The following is a 20,169-nucleotide window of genomic DNA, read 5'->3' as shown; positions in this document are numbered from 1 at the left end:
TGTTGCCCCATTGTCCCAACTGCCCACGGTAAGTGAGCAAATGGGGGATTGTTAGTTTCGCCTGATGGGCCTTTTCGGCATGCGGCTGCGTTTGCCATCGAAGAAGGCCAATACTCTGAACCAATAGAGTGATTCTTCATACCCCAAGCTGTGCGTTGGACGTGCAGGCGGGATGAGCCCCAGCTTGCGTCCTAGGCCGACAATCACGTAGAACGTGAGTTTTAGCGTCAGCCATGGAGCGAGTACCACGAATACCATCAGGCAATACCGAGTAAGCGCGTAGCCTATGCCATGAGGTTGTTCGAGTAAGGCAATGCCAATACACCAACCAAGGCCTGCTAGCATGGCTATTGGAAAGGTAATGGGGGCGAGTCGCATCATAAACTGCATGTTAGCGCCCTCCGATTTTGTATTGTGAAGCGGGCTCAAAGTTCACCAGCGGTTCAACCACATCAGCCACGGTTTGATGGGCAATTCGGCGCTCTTCAAAGTAATCGTGGCGGTCGTAGATACCCTCAACGCCTTTTAGCTTATGGTTAAGACAGCGTTCGGCCACGTTGCCTGCAATGCCTAAAGAGGCGGCAAGGCTGCGAAAGGTACGGCGTAAATCGTGTACGGTGAAGTGTTCAAGTTTACCCATTTTATTGGGTGGCTGTTTTTTGCGCCCAGGCTCGCGACCAAAGAGTTTAGAAATGGCACGGTTCAGCGTATCTGGCCCCATATGCGGACGATGGCTTGCTCGTCTGGCTGGGAAAACATAAGGCGAGCCACAAGCGCGGATTTGCAGCTCGTTAAACCAAGCAATGGCTTGGCGCGGTAAGGGAATGCTTATCGGCACGCCAGTTTTGCTGCGTTCCTTGGGTAGGTCCCATACGCCCGTGGTTAAATCCATTTCACGCCACATGGCTTCGCAAAGTTCGCTTTTGCGTACGCCCAATACCAAAAAAAGACAGCAAGCGAGGTAGTTGTCGCGGCCAAAGCTATTGATATGGGTATGAAACACGCTAAAGGCGTAGTGAATTTCCTCTTTGCTAAGCATCCTGTCTTTACTGGACTCCACGCCACCGGCATCGTCCACGGTAAAGGCTGCGGCTGGGTTGTTCAGCGTTAAGTCGAGCTTTATCGCATGCCGAAACAGCTGCTTCATGTACATCAAGGTATCGTTGGCAATGGTAGGGCGGTTACTTTCTCGAATACGCTCTAATACTTCGCGCACATGTGTGGGGCGCACAGCTTGGATAGAAAGTTGACCAATCACTGGTGCAATCTCTTTGGTAAAAACACGTTTGGGTATATTGGGGTGCTTTAACCGGCGACTTAAGTCTTTGGCATACCAGTCTTGAAACAGCTGGCTGACATTTTGGATCTCTGGGATGGTTTCAATAGCGCGAATTGCTAATGGATCTTCACCTTGCTGAAGTTGTAGCTGCATTTTAGACGATTCAAGTCGAGCCTCTGCTAAGGTCATACTTGGATATTGACCGAGCGTGGCTTCTCGTCGTCCGTTTAGGCTGGTATACCTTAGCATCCAATACGGCATGCCAGATTTTCTTACGCAAAAATATAGGCCATTACCATCACTGTATTTTTTGTTTGCTGCTGCGGTGCGAGCATAAGATTGCACCTGAGTTGCGGTTAGTTTTGCCATCGTTTGTTACTCTATATTCCTAAGAAATCGTTAAAATTTGCTCACCATTGCCCACCACTGTTTGTTTATCGATTGGTTCGATAGTTGAGTGATTGAACAATCTGCAAGCAGCACGATAAGTGGGGATGGCATAAGGCGGTGGTGAGATAGATGCAAAAATCTGCTCACCAGATACCTTGACTTTTTGCTTATTGAGTCAAAAAAACAGGTCTTGCCCACCATTTTGCCCACCACTTAAACAGCAACTGGTAACGGACATCTGCAAACCGATTTGGACGGGAAAAATAAAAAAGCCCTGTATTTACAAGCAAATAACAGGGCTTCTAAGACATTCTTGGACGGGTAAAAAAACTATTCGATGTTTTGGATCTGCTCACGCATTTGCTCAATAAGCACCTTAAGCTCTACCGCCGCAGCCGTGATGTCTGGGCTAATGGACTTGGAGGCCAGCGTATTCGATTCGCGGTTAAATTCTTGCATCATGAAGTCTAAGCGACGGCCACAAGCGCCACCTTTTTTAAGGATGCGGCGGGTTTCTGCAACGTGCGCGTCTAGACGGTCAATTTCCTCGGCGACGTCCAGTTTTTGCGCCAACAAAATCATCTCTTGCTCGATGCGAGCAGGGTCCAGCTCGTCTTTGATTTCCGCTAGGCGGTTAGTAAGCTTATCGCGCTGCCATTGCAAAATTTCGGGCATGCGTTTTTTGGCAAAAGCCGCTTGCTCTTCAATGGCGCTTAAGCGTGTGGTGATCATTTCGTTTATGGCGGCACCTTCGCGAGCACGGGCGGCCACGAAGTCGTTAAGGGCGTCGTCGAACTTGGCCAGCACTTCTTTGGCGATGGCGTCCATGTCTTGCTCGGGCGCCGACATCACACCAGGCCAGCGCATAATATCGCAAGCATTAAGCTCTGCATGGCCACCGCTTTGTTCTTGCACCCATTGCGCCGATTGCAGCAACTGTTTAGCGAGCGCTTCGTTCATGCTCAACTGACTTTGCTCATCGTTTTTAACGTCAATGCGCAGGTTAACTTCTACTTTGCCGCGGTTAAGGCGCTTACGCAGCTTCTCGCGCAAGCTTGGCTCTAACGAACGCATGGTTTCTGGTAGGCGCAAATAGGTTTCTAGATAGCGTTGATTTACCGAACGAATTTCCCAAGAGGCGTTGCCCCACTCAGCTTTGTGTTCTACGCGAGCGTAGGCGGTCATGCTATGGATCATGTGTTTTTCCAAGATTCGTTAACGTCGTTTTGATTATATGCCTCATGGGTGACTTTTTAAATGAATTCCACAGGCTTTTGTCGGTTGTGGGTGCAAATCATGGCATCAATTCGGTCTATTACGTATACTATGCAGCACTTAAATTCTGCCGTTTTAGGAAAAGCTCATGCGACCGAGTGGACGTACTCCCCAACAAACCCGCCCTGTAACCATTACCCGCAATTTTACTGCTCACGCCGAAGGCTCTGTGCTGGTGGAATTTGGTGATACTAAGGTGCTGTGTACCGCCAGCTTCGAAGAAGGGGTGCCGCGCTTTTTAAAAGGCCAAGGTAAAGGCTGGGTGACCGCTGAATACGGCATGTTGCCACGCTCCACCCACTCGCGCATGGGACGTGAAGCGGCTCGCGGTAAACAGTCTGGCCGCACCCAAGAAATTCAGCGCTTAATTGGCCGCTCCTTGCGTGCCGCGGTTGATTTAAGCCTGTTGGGCGAAAACACCATAGTGATTGATTGTGACGTTATTCAAGCCGATGGCGGTACTCGTACAGCCTCTATCACCGGCGCGTGTGTGGCGCTTGTAGATGCGCTTAATTGGGCCCGTGCCAAAGGCATTTTAAAAACCAACCCGCTTAAGCACATGATTGCAGCGGTAAGCGTTGGTATTTATAAGGGCGAAGCGGTGTGTGATTTGGATTACCCAGAAGACAGCGCTGCAGATACGGATCTTAACGTGATCATGAGCGAAACCGGCAAGTTCATCGAAGTTCAAGGCACAGCTGAAGAAGCCCCCTTTAGCCACGAAGAGCTGTTAGCCATGCTGGAAATGGCTAAACACGGCATTCGCGAAATCATTGACGTGCAGCAAGCTGCGCTTAACTAAAGACAACGGCTATGAAACAGTATCAAAAAGAGTTTATTGAATTTGCACTAGAGCGTCAGGTGCTCAGATTTGGCGAATTTACCTTAAAATCCGGTCGCACCAGTCCGTATTTCTTTAATGCTGGCTTGTTTAACACCGGCAAAGATTTAGCGCGTTTAGGTCGTTTTTACGCAGCAGCTTTAGCGGATTCTAACGTGGATTATGATTTGGTATTTGGTCCTGCCTACAAAGGCATTCCAATTGCTACTACTACAGTGGTGGCGCTCAATGATCATCACGGCAAAGACTTACCTTATTGCTTTAATCGCAAAGAAAAGAAAGATCACGGTGAAGGCGGCTCGCTTGTGGGCAGCGAACTTAACGGAAAAGTTATGCTGGTGGATGATGTGATCACAGCGGGCACGGCTATTCGTGAGTCCATGGAGATCATTCAAGCCAACAACGCTGAACTGGCAGGTGTGCTTATTGCGCTAGATCGCCAAGAGAAAGGCCAAGGAGAACTGTCGGCCATTCAAGAAGTAGAGCACGACTTTGGTTGTGCGGTGATTTCCATCATTAAGCTTGCGGATTTAATCAGCTATCTGGCGGAAAAGCCTGGAATGCAAGCGGAATTAGCATCAGTTAGCGCCTATCGTGAGCAATACGGCATATGAGCTGAAAAACGATTGCTCGTGAGATTTAAAAGCCGGCGGTTATAGCCGGCTTTTGTCGTTAATGGCTAATCGCTACCATTTGGCGATTTCGTTATCGAACCATTGAGCCGCAGAATCGGTAAAGTCAAAATGGTTGCGAATGTAGTAGAGCGTCATTCGTTCGGTATCGGTTATTCCCATGCCATCTTGCGCGGAATCGATTATATCCACGGCTTCATCTCTAGAAATTTTACTCTCACCAACTCCTGTGGTGTGAGCTCTGGCTAAATCAATGAGCTCCTGTTCGTATTTAACGCCATCAATCATTACATACGCCATAAGGTTCTCCTTCGTCGGTATAAAGCGTTGCGCTCTACATCAAGCTTAGCAGTCGAACCCAGCGATAACGGTTGAAAAACAGTCTAAATTTCGAATAAATTTTCACTATATTTTCTTATTTTCAATCAGTGACTTAAGCTCGCTGATCTGTTGTTGAAGATCTTTTAAGCTTGGCTCTCCTTCGGCTTCTGCGCGCTCAGCGTCCTGCTGCTTGTGCTCTTCATCTAGAGTACTAACGACGATGCCGATCACCATATTTAAAAATGCGAAAGCCGTTAAGCATATGAAGGTAAAGTAATAAACCCAGCTCATCGGATAAACTTCCATGGTGTCGTACATGATATCGGTCCAGTCTTCGAACGTCATAACACGGAATAGCGTCAACATACTGATGCTGATGTCACCCCATAAGAAAGGATCGACTTTTTCGAAGAATGTGCTGCCAACCGCGGCGTAGATATAAAAAATAATGAACATCATGAGCATGACGTAGCCGAGCTGAGGTAGTGCTTTGAGTAAGCTGTTCAGCAGTGTTCTAAGCTCTGGAATAATAGAGATCATTCGTAGAACTCGGAAAATACGAACTAAGCGACCAATAACAGCCATTTCGGAATTGTCGATAGGGATGATACTCACCAGAACAATGACGGTATCGAATACATTCCAGGCGTTCTTAAAGAAATCTCGCTTACGTGGCTCGCCCATAAACCGAACCGAGATTTCAGTTAAAAAGATAAAGGTAATTAGCCAATCCAGTAGATGGGTTATTTTTAACAGTGTTGGCGGAATATCGTAAGTCTTGGCGCCGACCATTAGGGCCGAAAAAACGATCACCCCAATGACAAACATTTCAAACGCTTTGTTACTTCGCAGCTTGAAAAATAGATCCTGAATCTGCTGATTGGACAGTTTGCTCATGACACTCTCGACACCAAATATATTGTTATTAGAAAGGCGCAATATTTTAGTGATTCTTCAACAGAAGGCAAACTTAACAAGATAGATGCCCGCCGAGAGACGGGCTATTGGTTGTTAACTGTTAAGCAACTGCTGGTGGATAAGGTTCCATTGCTGCTCGAAGTTAGCGGTTGGTTTGTCTTTAAATTCGCTGCGCACGAATTGTGAAATTCTACCTTCAGCAAAGGCGAGCAATAGATTGGCAATAATGGCTTCGTCAGCGGCAAAGCCATTGCCTTCTCTGAGGGTTTTTTCCCGCAAAATTTGCTTAAGATTGGTTTCAATCTTATTAAACAGGTGCGCCATTTGAGTGCGTAACCGTTCGTGTTCACCAAGCAGCGCATCACCGCTTATCACTCGGGATATTCCGGGATTGCGCTCAGCAAAGACTAACAGCAATTGCAACACCAGGTGTACACGATTCATGGTGTCTTTTTCTTGCTGCATAATAAGGTTCATGCGAGAAAGAATTGAATCTTCAATAAAGTCGATAAGTCCTTCGAACATGCGGGCTTTTGACGGAAAATGCCGATAAAGCGCAGCTTCTGATACGCCAACTTCCGCAGCCAGTTTCGCGGTGGTAATGCGCTGTCCGGGCGAGGTTTCTAACATTTCAGCGAGGCATTGCAAAATGTGTTGGCGGCGGTTTTTCTTATTACTATTAGCAGTCATTAACTACAACTTCCTTGATGATAACTATCAATAACTTATTGGGTTCCTGAGTGACCGAAGCCACCGCTGCCGCGCTCAGAGCTGTCGAAATCGTCTACGACAGAAAACTCAGCTTGAACAACCGGTACGAAAACGAGTTGCGCAATGCGGTCGCCCGGTTGCACTTCAAATGCGGAGTCGCTGCGATTCCAGCACGACACCATCAGCGGCCCTTGATAGTCAGAGTCAATAAGCCCGACTAGATTACCCAATACGATACCGTGTTTATGCCCAAGGCCACTGCGGGGCAGGATAACCGCCGCAAGATTAGGATCCGCTACATGAATGGCAATACCTGTTTTCAGTAATTGGGTTTCACCAGGGGCTATCGTTAACGGCTCATCTAGCATTGCGCGCAAATCCATGCCGGCTGAACCAGGTGTCGCATAAGCTGGAAGGGGATAAGTTGAACCTATTTTCGGGTCAAGAATTTTAACTTCAATGGGTGTTTTCATCGATTGTTGTTCTTATTTGAGTTGTTGGTGAATCAGTTCTAATAATTGTCGAGCAATTTGTTGTTTGTGACCGTGAGTGAGCGCACACTCACCCTCAGGCCAATATACTGTAAGCGCATTATCGTCAGTATTAAAGCCTTGATTTGGCTTTGAAACGTCGTTTGCTGCAATCATGTCCAGTTTTTTGTTAGCTAATTTGCCTTTGGCATACTTTGCGACGTCGTTGGTCTCCGCTGCGAAACCTACGGTGAAGGGCCTGTTAGAACGTTTTGCAACGTCCGCTAATATGTCTGGATTTCGAGTCAACTCGATGGCCATTGTCGTATTGTTTTTCTTTATTTTTTGAGTCGCCAGCTCAGCAGGCTTGTAATCGGCGACCGCTGCACAACCAATAAAGACATCAGCATTATCGACGTTTTCCATAACAGCTTGGTGCATCTGCTCTGCCGACTCTACCGTTATGGTGTTAACGCCCTGAAGAGCTTTGATCGATACAGGACCACTGACTAAGGTGACATCGGCTCCTAAAGCGAGTGCTTGCTCCGCAAGGGCATACCCCATTTTCCCAGAACTTTTATTGGTTAAATAGCGCACTGGGTCAATGGCTTCACGAGTGGGGCCTGCGGTAATTAAAAGGTGCTTGCCTTCTAGGATTTGAGGGTGCTGCGTTGCTTGAATGTGCTCCAAAATTTGCTGAGGTTCTAGCATTCGTCCTTTGCCCACATCGCCGCAAGCTTGATCACCTGCTGCAGGTCCCCAAATGAGGCAACCACGTTGCTGTAAGGTAGTCAGGTTAGCTTGGGTTGCTGGATGATGGTACATCTGTTGGTTCATGGCGGGACAAACAGCAATAGGCGCTGCAGTGGCTAGTGTTACCGTTGTAATTAATTCGTCAGCCATGCCCGCAGACATGCGTGCTAGCAGGTTAGCGGTTGCGGGAGCTACTACAACCAGATCGGCCCATTTAGCTAGCTCTATGTGACCCATTGCGAGTTCTGCGGCCGGATCCAACAAATCTTGGCTCACCGGATTTCCCGACAGTGCTTGCATGGTTAGCGGCGTAATAAACTCGGTCGCACTTTGGCTCATAACGACACGCACATTAGCGCCTGCTTTCCCTATTAACCGGACGAGCTCTGCGCATTTATAGGCTGCAATACCACCACCAATAGCTACTAGTATGTTTTTGTTGGTTAGACTCATAGGACCAATTTAGACGGATTTAATTAAAGTTAACAATATCACAGCGCTAACCCGTCGGGAAACCATCTATGCTGCTAATACGGATGAATTAATAGCGGGACTGCTATGACCATAAAAAACTGGCCTAAAGGCTACGGTCCTAGAGAGCGTTTGCTGGTTAAGGGGGCTGAACATTTAACGGATGCAGAAGTAATAGCATTGCTTATTGGTAGCGGCCGAAAAGGATTGTCCGCAGTTGATATAGGCCATAATTTACTGACCACCTTTTCTGGAATAAATGGCGTGAAACGCGCCTGCGCCAAACACGTGCAAGCGTTAGCAGGGGTTGGCCCTGCCAAGTACGCGGTCATTTGCGCGGCTTTTGAGCTATGTCGCAGAGCAAGTCTTGAGCAAATCGTGGACATGCAGGCAATAACAAATCCCAGCCAGACGAAAGCCTTTGTGTTGCAACAATTGTCTCATTTAGATCGAGAAGTCTTTGCCCTGATATTGTTGGATAACCAGCACCGAGTCATTGATTTTGAACAAGTTTTTAAGGGAACGATTAATGCTGCGGCGGTTTATCCTCGAGAAGTTGTTAAAATTGTGCTGGAAAAGCAAGCAGCGGCGTTAATTTTAGTGCATAATCACCCGTCCGGTTTGGCTGAGCCCAGCCAATCGGACAGAGGCATAACCGAACGTCTGATCCAAGCGTTAAAGTCAATCGACGTACAAGTTTTAGACCACTTGGTTGTGGGGCATCAGCATGTCGTCTCATTTGCGGAGCGAGGTTGGATTTAAGTAAGCTTTACTTGATCTTTAATTTTAGATGCTGTATAAAATGCGCCCTCTATTATGTGCCTCGGGCGACGGCCATACGAGGTACATTGAATGCTCGAGCGTTAGATTATTTTTTGGAGAGACTTACATGTCTAAAGTATGCCAAGTAACTGGCAAGCGTCCTGTGACTGGTAACAACCGTTCGCACGCTAACAACGCGACTAAGCGTCGCTTTTTGCCGAACCTACAATCGCACCGTTTTTGGGTAGAAGGCGAAAAACGTTTTGTTAAACTACGTGTTTCTACTAAAGGTATGCGTATTATTGATAAAAAGGGTATCGAAGTTGTTCTTAAAGAACTTCGTGCTCGTGGCGAAAAGGTTTAAGGGGTAACTCATGGCTAAATCAGGTGTTCGTGAGAAGATCAAATTGGTATCAAGCGCCAAAACTGGTCACTTCTACACTACCGACAAAAACAAGCGTACCATGCCTGAAAAAATGGAAATCAAAAAGTTTGATCCAGTTGTTCGTAAGCATGTTATGTACAAAGAAGCTAAAATTAAGTAATTAATTTAAGCTGTTATGAAAAAAGACTCCTTTGGGAGTCTTTTTTTTGTCCTATAAAAAGTAAAGCTAATTGGTGCGTTGTTTGTGCTGGCGTCGACTTGTTGCGATTAAGTCCCAGGTAAAGATCAAGAGTGCTGTCCAAAGGAAGCCAAAGGTGATCATTTTTTCTTGAGTGAACGCCTCCCCGTATAAGTTCACCGCGAGTATAAACATAATGCTTGGTCCTATGTATTGAATGAAACCCACCATGTATAAGGGAATGCGGCTAGCAGCAGCGGCAAAGCACAACAATGGTAATGTGGTAACGATACCGGCGGCGAGTAATAAGGTATTAAGCTGAGCACTGTTTGTGAATAAATTACTGGTGATTGTCGGGGTTAACATTAACCAGTAGAGAAGCGCCACAGGCAATAGTAAGCTGGTTTCAAGGAAGAGGCCCGTGCTGGCATCTACCCGTAATTTTTTTCGAAGTAAGCCATAAGCCCCGAAGGTCCCTGCGAGCCCCAATGCAACCAAAGGTAAGCTACCATGAGAAACGATAGGAATGGCGACTCCAATTGTGGCAATTGCTACTGCTATGGCTTGCGGTTTCGTAAGACGTTCATTGAAAAATATCATCCCAAGCATGACATTTAGAAGGGGGTTTATGTAGTAACCCAAACTGGCTTCTAGCAAATAGCCAGCATTAACAGCCCAGATGAAAATTAGCCAGTTCGCTGCAATAAGGACGGATGTTAGTGTGAGTACCAGTAAATTTTTTGGTTGTTTAAGTACTTGTCGAACTTTACCAAAATTTTTTTGAATAGCGACGATAAAAATCACGACGAAAAATGACCAAATTACTCGGTGCATTAATATTTCATCGGCTTCAACATCAAGCAGTTGCTTAAAATATAATGGAGCCATCCCCCACATTACATAGGCGCAGACAGCAAACGCGATGCCTTGATTTTGTTGTTGCATGAAATAGCTCAACAGGAAAAATTTGCGCTATTGTACGGTTTAGTAGCGCGGATACCAAAGTATTTAGATTGATAACCGTAAGGACTACAGACAGAGCTGCTATTTACCATTAAAATACGTACCCTGATAACTGCCAATCTTTTACGATAAAGCGAACCATGACAGCACAGAGCTTAGCTCACACCACGCTAGCACCCGTTGATAAAACGCCTCAAAGTATACTCGAACACGTTTTTGGTTATCGAGCGTTTCGAGATGGGCAATTAGCAGTTATTGAGGCCTGTATGCAAGGGCGTGATGGGCTTGTGATCATGCCGACAGGAGGAGGTAAAAGCCTTTGCTATCAGATTCCCGCATTGCTGATGCCGGGCTTGACTATTGTGGTTTCGCCGTTGATCAGTCTAATGAAAGATCAAGTGGATGCTTTGGTGGAATCCGGTGTCGCTGCAGATTACATTAATTCCACTCGCTCCCGAGAACAAATATTAGGGGTGTTTAGTCGAATTCGTAGCGATAACCTTAAGTTGCTTTATGTGTCACCAGAAAGATTATTGGCGGGCACCTTTTTAGAGCGACTGTTAGAGTCAAATATAAGCTTTATAGCAATTGATGAAGCCCATTGTATTTCGCAATGGGGGCACGATTTTAGACCGGATTACGCGTCACTGGGTCGGCTTAAACAACTTATGCCTCAAGTGCCCATTATGGCGCTCACAGCAACTGCAGATCACGCGACCCGCCAAGATATCTTGCAACGATTAGGGCTGCAAAATCCTTTGGTACAGCTTTCCAGTTTCGATAGGCCTAACATTCGCTATACCGTGGCTGAAAAGTTGCAACCTATGCAGCAGTTGAAGCGCTTTTTAATGCTGCAAAAAGACAGCAGCGGCATCATCTATTGTGGCAGCAGGCGCAAGGTAGAGCTGGTTGCCGAAACGCTTGTAATGGCAGGGTATAAAGCGGCAGGCTATCACGCAGGAATGGAGCTTGATGTTCGAGCTAAGGTTCAAGAACGCTTTATTTGTGACGAGCTTGATATCGTCGTTGCTACGGTTGCGTTTGGTATGGGCATTAATAAGTCGAATGTGCGATTTGTGGTCCACTATGACCTTCCGAAGAGCATAGAGTCATACTACCAGGAAATTGGTCGTGCAGGCCGAGATGGGCTGGATGCGGAAGCATTATTGTTGTTCGACCCTGCGGATGAAGGCAGAGTTAGAAGCTTGCTAAGCTCTAGCGCTAAGAATGAAGAACAATTGCGAGTTGAGCTTCACAAATTAAGCAGTGTCGCGGAGTTTGCTAACGGCATTACCTGTCGACGACAAGTACTTCTAAATTACTTCGACGAACCAAGTCATGTCGCTTGCGGTAATTGTGATATATGTTTGAATCCGCCGGCACGATTTGATGGCACTGAAGAGGCTCAAAAAGTACTTTCTTGTGTCTACCGACTAAAGCAGAGCTTCGGAGTTGGGCATACCGTAGAGGTGCTGAAGGGAACCAAAAACCAAGCCATAGCCGAACGCGGACATGACAAGCTTTCAACGTTTGGAATTGGGCGTAATCGGAGTCACGAACATTGGTATAGCATTACTCGCCAACTCATACATCTTGGATTTCTTAGCCAAGATATCACCAGAAGCGCAATACTAAGGCTAAACAACGCAGCAAGAGCGGTCCTCAAAGGAGAGCAGCAACTAGAACTTGCGGAGCCAAGACTTGTCAACAGCAGTCGCTCTAAAGAACGAACCATACCAAGAAACTATGACCGCGTGTTATTCAGTCGCTTGAGGAGCTTGCGAAAAGAGCTTGCTGACCAACACGGAGTTCCGCCCTACGTTGTTTTTTCAGATGCGACTCTTGCGGAAATGTCGCAAACAACACCGACAACCGCTACAGAGTTTTTAGAGATAAACGGTGTGGGCCAAACTAAACTAGAGCGGTATGGACAAGACTTTATGGCGGCTATTGAAGCTCATTTAGCGGCTGATGGTATTGGCGGGAACTAACTCCATGGCGGCGTAAACTGTCCAATTGAGCTTGTTGTAAAAGAGTTTCAAGCGTATCGATACTTCGCATTTGCGCGGCCCCAAGCTCAATGTGCTCTGCGATTCCCAATGAATCGAAATGACGAGTTAGTTCTTGAATAAGAATTTCCGCTCCCGCATCGTCCATGTGCGGACAAAGTAGCATATAACCTAACTGGTGAGAGAATATAGCATCTGTGTTTCGCAAGTGCTGCGTACAGATCTTACTTGCATTTTCTAAAAGGAGTTTAGATTTTTGCTTATCTGTAACAACCGTTCGATTGAGCTGAATATTTATCCCCGTCATTGTTAGATTTAGTGTCTTATTTTTTTCGATAAATTTAGCCGCAGATATTCTAGATTTCAGAATACTACGAGGCTCAAATAGAATGGATTGTCTAGACTTAAAGCGTCCGACTAAATGCATAGTTAGTTGTACGATTAGAGACAAAGCTCCAATAAAGCCAACAACGTATGCGATGTATGCTTTGGAAATAGAATTAGGAGTTTGATTCTGGATTACAGACTCTCGTTGTTTCATTTCTATTTCTTTTGCCGTCGATATCAACCGCGCTTGGGCAATTCGACTATTCTCCAAATTTTTCAGTTGCTGCTTCGCTAAGTCGAGTAGATGCTTCTTAGCGTTATTTGCTTCCTGATAATTTTTAATTTTCGAATAATATTCATTTAAGGCTTCATAAATGTATTTAATCTCATAGATGTTTTTAGTCGAATCATAACGATTGAGAGCAAGGTTTAAGTAATCTAAACCTAATCTGTAATCACCTTTGAAAAGATAAGCCTTGCCAAGTATCCGGATCTTGTTCGTGACTGAGTCATATCGGTTTAATTCCGCAAACAATGTCTGCGCTTCCGTTGCATAAATAATAGCTTTGTCGTAGTCTTCTAAATCAATAGAAATATTAGCCATTGTTCCCAATGCAATTCCTACATAATGCTTATTTGATACCTCCGTTAAAGTTTCTAGAACAATATTTTGATAAACACGAACATCCGGAGTGTTACCTAGCTTATTCGAAATTTCAGCAAGCATGGTAAAGTGCATTAACTTTGCCGAGTCGTGCAATTTATCAGCGTTATTCTGCTTGAGTTGCTCCAATGCGTTTTTATGCTGCTCTAGATAGTAGTACATCATAGCTGTCGTCATAATGAGAGTACTTCGGGGAGGAATGTACCAATCGTTCTCGCTCCAAGCGTCAATAGCCGATTGATAGGCGTCTGAAGCGACTAGTAAATCCTCTAACCCTTCGGCATATGCGAGACGAAAGCTAGAAGATAGGCTTCTGACTTGCATTGCGGTAATCAGAGCTGAGCGATTTCCCGACTTTTCAGCAAGCCGGACTGCTGATTCGAGCAAAACTACAGCATCAGTAAATTTTTCTTGATAGAGCTTCGACATCGCTAAACATGATTTGAAATAAGCTGTTTGAGCGGTTGAAAGTTGAGTTTGGCGCTGCTGTAATATTGAACTTGCTATATTGCTTGCGGACAAATAGTTTCCGGCGTTATTTTGTGCAATGCAAAGTAAAAACTGAGCTTGTAATTTCAAACTTAAATTCGAGTTGTCTATCTCTTCGGAAACTTCCTTTATTTTTTCTAGTGCAGTATTGGGAGAAATAGAGGTGTCAGCAGCCAAGGAGTCTAGTGTTGACTTTGAAGGACCTGCATAGGCAAAGAAACCAACCAAAGCCAACACTAAGAAGCTAAGCTGTTTCATAAGTTATCAACCATCATCCTTGAGTAATATTTAAAGCGATAGCAGCCCTCTATAGTGCCAATTTAGAGCTTGTGGGCTGTTTGTACAACCCCTTTACACTGATCTATTTTCAATAGCAGGAGCAGCAGGGTGAGTTAAACTTGATAAATATTCATTTGTGACGGTGATGGGGAGCTTGACTTCTATAGTCTTTGAGTCAATCATTGCATGACTGGATTTATTTAGGAATCGACGTGTTTACAGGCAACGTTCTACTGCTCAAGCTACTCCTCAACCTTACGAGCAATCGTGTGGGAGAATAGCTTTTGGTTGCCAATTAAGTCCAAAGGAATTCAAAAACCCGCACTCAACCAGTGCGGGTTTTTTTATACCAAACTAATAATTAGCAAGACTCAGGGAGAGATCTGATGTCGGATCAAGTTTTTATTTTTGACACCACGTTACGAGATGGTGAGCAAGCCTTAGCTGCGAGCCTTTCGGTGAATGAAAAACTTCAAATTGCGCTAGCGTTAGAGCGGCTAGGCGTCGACATTATGGAAGTGGGCTTTCCGGTATCTTCTCCTGGAGATTTTGAATCAGTGCAAACCATTGCAAGGCAGATTAAAAACAGCCGAGTTTGCGCTTTGTCTAGAGCGGTTGCAAAAGACATTGATGCGGCTGCACAAGCGTTAAAGGTTGCTGACCAATTCCGTATTCATACCTTTATTTCAACCTCAACCATTCATGTCGAGAATAAACTAAAGCGCAGTTTTGATGATGTTTTAGAGATGGCGGTTAATGCCGTTAAACATGCTCGCAACTACACTGATGATGTAGAATTCTCATGCGAAGATGCAGGTCGAACACCTATCGATAATTTATGCAGAACAGTGGAAGCGGCAATCATAGCAGGTGCGAGAACTATTAATATTCCAGACACTGTAGGTTACACCGTGCCTAGCGAGTTCTCCAATATCATCACGACACTGTTTAATCGGGTGCCAAACATCGATCAAGCCATTATTTCAGTACATTGCCACGATGATCTTGGGCTTTCTGTTGCCAATTCAATAGCCGCGGTTGAGCAGGGGGCACGCCAGATCGAGTGTACGATTAATGGCATTGGTGAGCGAGCTGGCAATTGTTCGCTAGAAGAAGTTGCTATGATTCTAGAAACTCGAAAAGCCCTACTAGGACTGCAAACTAATATTAATCCAAAAGAAATTCATCGAACCTCACAGTTAGTTAGTCGGGTTTGTAATATGCCCATCCAGCCAAACAAAGCCATTGTGGGAGGAAACGCTTTCACGCATTCTTCGGGGATTCACCAAGACGGAATGTTGAAATCCGAAAATACCTACGAAATTATGACTCCTGAGAGTATTGGCTTGAGTCGAAACCATCTAAATATGACCTCTCGCAGCGGTCGCCACGTGATCAAACATCGCATGGAAGAGATGGGATATAGCGAACAAGATTATGATTTGCATACGTTATACGATGAATTTTTGGAGCTCGCGGATAAAAAAGGGCAGGTTTTCGACTATGACCTAGAGGCCTTGGTGTTTATTGATAGTCAAACCAGCCAAGACGACTACTACCAGTTGACCCAGCTGTCTGTTCATTCCGATACGGGCGGCATGGCTACGGCATCGGTTGATATGCTGGTTGGAGAAGAACGTGTGGTAGAGGCGGCAACGGGTAATGGGCCTGTCGATGCAGCGTATAAAGCAGTGCAACGCGCTAGCCAACGTCGTATCGAGGTTAGCTCTTATAACTTAGGTGCTAAAGGGCATGGGCAAGATGCGCTCGGGCAGGTCGATATTGTTGCCAACTATCAAGATCAAAACTTTCACGGCGTAGGGTTAGCGACCGATGTGGTGGAGGCCTCAGCTCGAGCCTTAGTGCATGTCATGAATTTAACTTGGCGGGCGGATCAAGTTGCGCAGCGCAAACATCAAATTGAACGTGGAAAAATGGCGGGGGAAGTATGAGCTACCGAGTAGCAGTATTAGCGGGCGATGGTATCGGCCCTGAAGTAATGACACAAGCAAGACGAGTTTTGCAGGCGGTAGAGCAGAAATTTAATTTAGTTATCGATTATCAGGAGTACGATGTTGGTGGTATTGCGATCGATAATCATGGAACGCCTTTACCAAATTCAACATTACGAGGCTGCGAACAAAGCGACGCGATTTTGTTCGGGTCGGTTGGTGGGCCCAAATGGGAAAACTTGCCTCCAGAGCAACAACCCGAGCGAGGTGCTCTCTTACCCTTGCGTGGCCATTTCGAATTGTTCTGTAACCTACGTCCCGCCACGCTTCACCCAGGATTAGAAGCGCTGTCGCCGTTGCGAGCGGATATTTCTGAAAAAGGTTTCGATATCTTGGTTGTGCGCGAGCTAACCGGCGGCATTTACTTTGGAAAACCGAAAGGCCGGGAAGGTAGCGGCGATCAAGAGTTTGCATACGACACCATGCGTTATAGCCGTTCGGAGATAGAACGAATTGCTCGAAACGCCTTTATCGCCGCGCAGTCACGCCGACAAAAAGTCACTTCGGTTGATAAAGCTAATGTATTGGCGTGCTCGGTACTTTGGCGTGAAGTGGTAGAGCAGGTGGCTGCAGAGTTTTCAGATGTTGAACTAGAGCATATATACATTGATAACGCGACGATGCAGCTTTTAAAACGTCCGAATGAGTTCGACGTTATGCTGTGTTCAAATTTGTTCGGCGACATCATCAGCGATGAGTGCGCTATGTTGACGGGCTCTATGGGACTGCTACCTTCTGCTTCCACAAATTCCAAAGGGTTCGGGTTATACGAGCCTGCTGGGGGCTCTGCGCCAGATATCGCAGGTAAAGGGGTTGCTAATCCTGTGGCGCAAATTCTTTCCGCTGCCATGATGCTGCGCTACAGTCTCAATCAAAACGCCGCCGCTCAATGCATAGAAGAGGCGGTGGCAAAGGCGCTTAGCAATGGTTATCTAACCGGTGAGCTTATCTCTCCAGGAAGCGAACACACAGCTAAAACTACTAAGCAAATGGGCGACATCATTGTGCAATACATCAATGAGTCTAACTAAGAGTATCGAAGCAATGGCAAAGACATTATACGAAAAGGTTTGGGACGCTCACTTAATCACTGCCGGAGAAGATGAGGCGCCACTCATATACGTCGATAGACATTTGGTTCACGAGGTCACTTCTCCGCAAGCTTTTGATGGTTTGCGAGCAGCAGGTCGTCGCTTGGCGCAACCTAAAAAAACGTTTGCAACCATGGACCATAACACTTCGACACGCTCAGCATCGTTAGATGCCTTGAGCCCGATGGCTCGGACGCAAGTCGAAACGCTAACAAAGAATTGCCAAGAGTTTGGAGTCGTGCTGTATGACATTCACCATCCGAATCAAGGGATTGTCCATGTTATGGGGCCTGAGCTAGGGATTACCTTACCGGGCACCGTGATAGTTTGTGGCGACTCTCATACCGCTACGCACGGCGCATTTGGAGCGTTAGCGTTTGGTATTGGTACCTCAGAAGTTGAGCATGTTCTGGCTACTCAGACCTTACGTCAACAACGTGCGAAAACGATGAAAATTGAAGTGGTAGGCGAGTTAGCTGCCGGCATTACTGCAAAAGACGTGGTATTAGCCATCATTGGCAAAGTGGGTTCAGCAGGAGGCACCGGCTACGTAGTCGAGTTTTGTGGTGAAGGCATTACAGGCTTGTCGATGGAAGGCCGCATGACCGTATGTAATATGGCTATCGAGATGGGCGCCAAGGCGGGAATGATCGCGCCAGACGACACCACTTTCGATTACTTGAAAGGCCGTAAATACGCTCCAAAGGATGAAGAGTGGCTGGCTGCGATACAAGACTGGAAGCAGCTTAAAAGCGATGAAGGAGCGTCTTTCGATCGCGTCGTAACGCTCTTTGCCCATGACATTGCCCCCCAAGTCACTTGGGGGACTAACCCGGGGCAAGTGGTAGCAATCAACGAACGCGTGCCGGACCCTCGTCAAACCATTGATGAGTCAGTGCGTCAAGGTATGCAAAAAGCATTGGAGTATATGGATCTCCAAGCTGGTCAAGCTATCGAGTCAATCGCGATTAATAAGGTATTTATTGGTTCGTGCACCAACTCTCGTATAGAAGATTTACGCGAAGCTGCGGCTCAAGCTCAAGGTAAAAAAGTGGCTCGAGGTGTTGAAGCCATCGTTGTTCCTGGCTCCGGCATAGTAAAAGCGCAAGCCGAGAAAGAGGGGCTAGATAAGGTCTTCGAGGCGGCCGGTTTTGAGTGGCGCTTGCCTGGTTGCTCTATGTGCTTAGCGATGAACGATGATGTGCTGGAACCGGGTGATCGCTGTGCATCAACCAGTAATCGTAATTTTGAAGGGCGTCAGGGGCGCGGTAGCAGAACCCATTTAGTGAGCCCAGCTATGGCGGCGGCAGCGGCTGTGGCCGGTCATTTCGTTGATATTAGAAAGTTATAACGGAGTCAATAATGCAAGCTTTTACTACTCACAAAGGCATTGTTGCCACGCTGTTGCATAACAACATCGATACTGACCAAATCATACCTAAACAGTTCTTGTCTAAAGTAACCAGAGAAGGGTTTGGACAGCACTTATTTCACGATTGGCGTTTTTTAGATGATGAGGGGCAAAAAGACAACCCGGATTTTGAATTGAACCAACCTCAGAATCGCGGCGCCAGTATTTTGCTCGCTGGCGACAATTTTGGTTGCGGCTCTTCGAGAGAGCATGCCCCGTGGGCATTGGCCGATTATGGATTTAAGGTCATCATAGCTCCAAGTTTTGCGGATATTTTTTATTCCAATGCAATTAACAACGGGTTGCTGCCGGTTCGGTTAAGTGAACAAAACATACAGGTCATTTTACAGCAGCTCATTCGGAATAAAGTCAATTACATAGAAGTGGATTTACAAGCGTTGAAAGTCACGATCGCATCGGGACAAGCATTTAGTTTTGTCATTGAAGATTCTGCTCGTCATAATTTACTTAATGGTTTAGACACGATAGGTTTAACACTCGAACATAAAGCGGCGATTGAGCGTTATGAGAGTGCTCTAGCACCATGGCAAGCGGCTCCAAGTCACGAATAGCAATTACTAGAAAGGGAATTCCATGCAACTGACCGTTAGTGCTTTTTATATAGGTGCCACTGGCTTGTTGGCGCTTTACTTAGGCTACCTGGTTGTGGCTATGCGTCGTAAAGCAAAAATAGGCGTAGGAGACGGTGGCAATAAAGATTTGCAACTTCGGATTCGTGCCCATGCCAATTTGTTGGAGTACGCACCGATTGTTTTGCTGTTGTTTATTGGTGCCGAGTCAATGCAATTGTCACCTTGGATTTTGCATCTGTTTGGTGTCGCATGGATAGTTGCAAGAATAGCCCATCCGTGGGGGCTTATTGTTGGTCGCGGAGCGGTTCATAGCGGTCGATTTTGGGGCACCTTAATTACTTGGATCCTATTGGCCGCGTTAGCCCTTATAACCATGCTGTTAGCGATAATTCGATGGGTATAGCATATCCATGAGTTCGGTCGTATCCATAAGGCATGCTAACAGAGATGAATTAGCAGCGATTGTTGATATCTATAATCAAAGCATTCCTAAACGTATGGCCACCGCAGATGTTGAGCCGGTGAGTGTGAGCAGCAGGCAAGCATGGTTTGATAGCCATCATGAGCGACGACCGCTTTGGGTGGCGGTAAAAGAGAATCGAGTGCTCGGGTGGTGCAGCCTTCGAGATTTTTATGGTCGTCCGGCCTACGATATTACCGCAGAAGTCGCCGTGTATATTGACCGTGATTGGCATGGATTTGGTGTAGCACAATATTTGCTACGGCACGCCATCAACAAAGCGCCGAGCTTGGGAATTCAAACTTTAGTGGCTTTTGTGTTTGCTCATAATTTGCCGAGCATTGGTCTTTTTCAAAAGAATCAGTTTCAAGTTTGGGGAGAATTACCCCAACTTGCTCGGTTAGATAAACGATACGTAGATTTAACCATCTTAGGTTTGCCCTTAAATGAGCACAGGGCTAATATTTAAGCAATAAACTCCCGCT

Annotated in this window: 22 protein-coding genes; 12 read left to right on the top strand and 10 right to left on the bottom strand. The window is 46.2% G+C overall.

Annotated features, from left to right (window positions below):
- Positions 1-51: 51 nt before the first annotated feature.
- The 3 genes from CLC91_RS13220 to CLC91_RS13205 all read right to left on the bottom strand — a co-directional run bounded on the left by CLC91_RS13220 (position 52) and on the right by CLC91_RS13205 (position 2,866).
- A complete protein-coding gene (locus tag CLC91_RS13220; protein WP_095500537.1) occupies positions 52-390 on the bottom strand; it encodes a hypothetical protein in 339 nt (112 codons plus the stop codon).
- Between the two features lies 1 nt (position 391).
- Entirely contained in the window at positions 392-1,648 is a 1,257-nt protein-coding gene (locus CLC91_RS13215) for a tyrosine-type recombinase/integrase (protein ID WP_014980770.1), read from the bottom strand.
- Positions 1,649-1,999: 351 nt separating this feature from the next.
- Entirely contained in the window at positions 2,000-2,866 is an 867-nt protein-coding gene (locus CLC91_RS13205) for a YicC/YloC family endoribonuclease (protein WP_095499379.1), read from the bottom strand.
- A 166-nt stretch (positions 2,867-3,032) separates the two neighbouring features.
- Between CLC91_RS13205 and rph the strand changes: the two genes are divergently transcribed.
- On the top strand, positions 3,033-3,746 hold the full coding sequence (gene rph, locus CLC91_RS13200) for a ribonuclease PH (protein WP_095499378.1): 714 nt from the start codon (positions 3,033-3,035) through the stop codon (positions 3,744-3,746).
- 11 nt (positions 3,747-3,757) lie between these two features.
- Positions 3,758-4,399, top strand: a complete 642-nt coding sequence (gene pyrE / locus CLC91_RS13195) for an orotate phosphoribosyltransferase (RefSeq protein WP_095499377.1) — start codon at positions 3,758-3,760, stop codon at positions 4,397-4,399.
- Positions 4,400-4,471: 72 nt separating this feature from the next.
- On the opposite strand, the gene CLC91_RS13190 is transcribed toward pyrE, so the two are convergent.
- The 5 genes from CLC91_RS13190 to coaBC all read right to left on the bottom strand — a co-directional run bounded on the left by CLC91_RS13190 (position 4,472) and on the right by coaBC (position 8,043).
- Entirely contained in the window at positions 4,472-4,717 is a 246-nt protein-coding gene (locus CLC91_RS13190) for a hypothetical protein (protein ID WP_095499376.1), read from the bottom strand.
- Positions 4,718-4,822: 105 nt separating this feature from the next.
- Positions 4,823-5,626: an ion transporter gene (locus tag CLC91_RS13185; RefSeq protein WP_408634233.1), complete on the bottom strand. Its 804-nt coding sequence runs from the start codon at positions 5,624-5,626 to the stop codon at positions 4,823-4,825.
- A 123-nt stretch (positions 5,627-5,749) separates the two neighbouring features.
- Positions 5,750-6,346: a nucleoid occlusion factor SlmA gene (slmA, locus tag CLC91_RS13180; RefSeq protein ID WP_095499374.1), complete on the bottom strand. Its 597-nt coding sequence runs from the start codon at positions 6,344-6,346 to the stop codon at positions 5,750-5,752.
- 35 nt (positions 6,347-6,381) lie between these two features.
- Positions 6,382-6,840: a dUTP diphosphatase gene (gene dut, locus CLC91_RS13175; RefSeq protein ID WP_095499373.1), complete on the bottom strand. Its 459-nt coding sequence runs from the start codon at positions 6,838-6,840 to the stop codon at positions 6,382-6,384.
- 12 nt (positions 6,841-6,852) lie between these two features.
- The gene (coaBC, locus tag CLC91_RS13170; RefSeq protein WP_095499372.1) at positions 6,853-8,043 is read right to left on the bottom strand and encodes a bifunctional phosphopantothenoylcysteine decarboxylase/phosphopantothenate--cysteine ligase CoaBC; all 1,191 of its coding nucleotides are present in this window, start codon (positions 8,041-8,043) and stop codon (positions 6,853-6,855) included.
- Between the two features lie 105 nt (positions 8,044-8,148).
- Here coaBC and radC point away from each other — a divergent pair, with 105 nt between their 5' ends.
- From radC to rpmG, 3 genes are all read left to right on the top strand, one after another.
- Entirely contained in the window at positions 8,149-8,823 is a 675-nt protein-coding gene (gene radC / locus CLC91_RS13165; RefSeq protein WP_095499371.1) for a RadC family protein, read from the top strand.
- 127 nt (positions 8,824-8,950) lie between these two features.
- A complete protein-coding gene (gene rpmB / locus CLC91_RS13160; protein ID WP_095499370.1) occupies positions 8,951-9,187 on the top strand; it encodes a 50S ribosomal protein L28 in 237 nt (78 codons plus the stop codon).
- Between the two features lie 10 nt (positions 9,188-9,197).
- On the top strand, positions 9,198-9,368 hold the full coding sequence (gene rpmG / locus CLC91_RS13155; RefSeq protein WP_095499369.1) for a 50S ribosomal protein L33: 171 nt from the start codon (positions 9,198-9,200) through the stop codon (positions 9,366-9,368).
- A gap of 66 nt (positions 9,369-9,434) precedes the next feature.
- On the opposite strand, the gene rarD is transcribed toward rpmG, so the two are convergent.
- A complete protein-coding gene (gene rarD / locus CLC91_RS13150; RefSeq protein WP_095499368.1) occupies positions 9,435-10,331 on the bottom strand; it encodes an EamA family transporter RarD in 897 nt (298 codons plus the stop codon).
- A gap of 158 nt (positions 10,332-10,489) precedes the next feature.
- Here rarD and recQ point away from each other — a divergent pair, with 158 nt between their 5' ends.
- Positions 10,490-12,340 carry a DNA helicase RecQ gene (gene recQ / locus CLC91_RS13145; RefSeq protein WP_095499367.1) on the top strand — a complete coding sequence of 617 codons (1,851 nt, stop codon included), beginning with the start codon at positions 10,490-10,492 and terminating at the stop codon, positions 12,338-12,340.
- Here the strand turns inward: recQ and CLC91_RS13140 are convergent.
- A complete protein-coding gene (locus tag CLC91_RS13140; RefSeq protein ID WP_095499366.1) occupies positions 12,297-14,096 on the bottom strand; it encodes a hypothetical protein in 1,800 nt (599 codons plus the stop codon). The genes recQ and CLC91_RS13140 overlap by 44 nt on opposite strands.
- A 407-nt stretch (positions 14,097-14,503) precedes the next feature.
- Here CLC91_RS13140 and leuA point away from each other — a divergent pair, with 407 nt between their 5' ends.
- Genes leuA through CLC91_RS13110 form a run of 6 tightly spaced genes read left to right on the top strand, consistent with a single transcriptional unit; the run spans position 14,504 to position 20,153 of the window.
- Positions 14,504-16,069 carry a 2-isopropylmalate synthase gene (gene leuA / locus CLC91_RS13135; protein ID WP_095499365.1) on the top strand — a complete coding sequence of 522 codons (1,566 nt, stop codon included), beginning with the start codon at positions 14,504-14,506 and terminating at the stop codon, positions 16,067-16,069.
- The gene (leuB, locus tag CLC91_RS13130) at positions 16,066-17,160 is read left to right on the top strand and encodes a 3-isopropylmalate dehydrogenase (protein ID WP_095499364.1); all 1,095 of its coding nucleotides are present in this window, start codon (positions 16,066-16,068) and stop codon (positions 17,158-17,160) included. The genes leuA and leuB overlap by 4 nt, the downstream gene beginning before the upstream one ends.
- 13 nt (positions 17,161-17,173) lie before the next feature.
- Positions 17,174-18,571, top strand: coding sequence for a 3-isopropylmalate dehydratase large subunit (leuC, locus tag CLC91_RS13125; protein WP_095499363.1), 1,398 nt, complete (start codon positions 17,174-17,176; stop codon positions 18,569-18,571).
- 11 nt (positions 18,572-18,582) lie between these two features.
- A complete protein-coding gene (leuD, locus tag CLC91_RS13120) occupies positions 18,583-19,203 on the top strand; it encodes a 3-isopropylmalate dehydratase small subunit (RefSeq protein ID WP_095500536.1) in 621 nt (206 codons plus the stop codon).
- A gap of 22 nt (positions 19,204-19,225) precedes the next feature.
- Positions 19,226-19,627 carry an MAPEG family protein gene (locus CLC91_RS13115; RefSeq protein ID WP_095499361.1) on the top strand — a complete coding sequence of 134 codons (402 nt, stop codon included), beginning with the start codon at positions 19,226-19,228 and terminating at the stop codon, positions 19,625-19,627.
- Between the two features lie 7 nt (positions 19,628-19,634).
- The gene (locus CLC91_RS13110; protein ID WP_095500535.1) at positions 19,635-20,153 is read left to right on the top strand and encodes a GNAT family N-acetyltransferase; all 519 of its coding nucleotides are present in this window, start codon (positions 19,635-19,637) and stop codon (positions 20,151-20,153) included.
- The last annotated feature ends 16 nt before the right edge of the window (positions 20,154-20,169 follow it).

Origin of the sequence: Paraferrimonas haliotis, assembly GCF_002282895.1 — a bacterium.
Lineage (GTDB): Bacteria > Pseudomonadota > Gammaproteobacteria > Enterobacterales > Shewanellaceae > Paraferrimonas > Paraferrimonas haliotis.
The sequence above is the reverse complement of the archived record's forward strand: the minus strand, read 5'-3'. Positions and strand labels throughout refer to the sequence as shown.

Excerpts from the sequence above, each read along its gene's own strand:
- CLC91_RS13220 (WP_095500537.1), bottom strand. The coding sequence starts at position 390 with ATGCAGTTTATGATGCGACTCGCCCCCATTACCTTTCCAATAGCCATG.
- dut (WP_095499373.1), bottom strand. The coding sequence starts at position 6,840 with ATGAAAACACCCATTGAAGTTAAAATTCTTGACCCGAAAATAGGTTCA.
- CLC91_RS13215 (WP_014980770.1), bottom strand. The coding sequence starts at position 1,648 with ATGGCAAAACTAACCGCAACTCAGGTGCAATCTTATGCTCGCACCGCA.
- recQ (WP_095499367.1), top strand. The coding sequence starts at position 10,490 with ATGACAGCACAGAGCTTAGCTCACACCACGCTAGCACCCGTTGATAAA.
- leuA (WP_095499365.1), top strand. The coding sequence starts at position 14,504 with ATGTCGGATCAAGTTTTTATTTTTGACACCACGTTACGAGATGGTGAG.
- CLC91_RS13205 (WP_095499379.1), bottom strand. The coding sequence starts at position 2,866 with ATGATCCATAGCATGACCGCCTACGCTCGCGTAGAACACAAAGCTGAG.
- radC (WP_095499371.1), top strand. The coding sequence starts at position 8,149 with ATGACCATAAAAAACTGGCCTAAAGGCTACGGTCCTAGAGAGCGTTTG.
- rarD (WP_095499368.1), bottom strand. The coding sequence starts at position 10,331 with ATGCAACAACAAAATCAAGGCATCGCGTTTGCTGTCTGCGCCTATGTA.
- CLC91_RS13140 (WP_095499366.1), bottom strand. The coding sequence starts at position 14,096 with ATGAAACAGCTTAGCTTCTTAGTGTTGGCTTTGGTTGGTTTCTTTGCC.
- slmA (WP_095499374.1), bottom strand. The coding sequence starts at position 6,346 with ATGACTGCTAATAGTAATAAGAAAAACCGCCGCCAACACATTTTGCAA.
- rph (WP_095499378.1), top strand. The coding sequence starts at position 3,033 with ATGCGACCGAGTGGACGTACTCCCCAACAAACCCGCCCTGTAACCATT.
- rpmG (WP_095499369.1), top strand. The coding sequence starts at position 9,198 with ATGGCTAAATCAGGTGTTCGTGAGAAGATCAAATTGGTATCAAGCGCC.
- leuC (WP_095499363.1), top strand. The coding sequence starts at position 17,174 with ATGGCAAAGACATTATACGAAAAGGTTTGGGACGCTCACTTAATCACT.
- rpmB (WP_095499370.1), top strand. The coding sequence starts at position 8,951 with ATGTCTAAAGTATGCCAAGTAACTGGCAAGCGTCCTGTGACTGGTAAC.
- leuD (WP_095500536.1), top strand. The coding sequence starts at position 18,583 with ATGCAAGCTTTTACTACTCACAAAGGCATTGTTGCCACGCTGTTGCAT.
- CLC91_RS13115 (WP_095499361.1), top strand. The coding sequence starts at position 19,226 with ATGCAACTGACCGTTAGTGCTTTTTATATAGGTGCCACTGGCTTGTTG.
- CLC91_RS13110 (WP_095500535.1), top strand. The coding sequence starts at position 19,635 with ATGAGTTCGGTCGTATCCATAAGGCATGCTAACAGAGATGAATTAGCA.
- pyrE (WP_095499377.1), top strand. The coding sequence starts at position 3,758 with ATGAAACAGTATCAAAAAGAGTTTATTGAATTTGCACTAGAGCGTCAG.
- CLC91_RS13190 (WP_095499376.1), bottom strand. The coding sequence starts at position 4,717 with ATGGCGTATGTAATGATTGATGGCGTTAAATACGAACAGGAGCTCATT.
- leuB (WP_095499364.1), top strand. The coding sequence starts at position 16,066 with ATGAGCTACCGAGTAGCAGTATTAGCGGGCGATGGTATCGGCCCTGAA.
- coaBC (WP_095499372.1), bottom strand. The coding sequence starts at position 8,043 with ATGAGTCTAACCAACAAAAACATACTAGTAGCTATTGGTGGTGGTATT.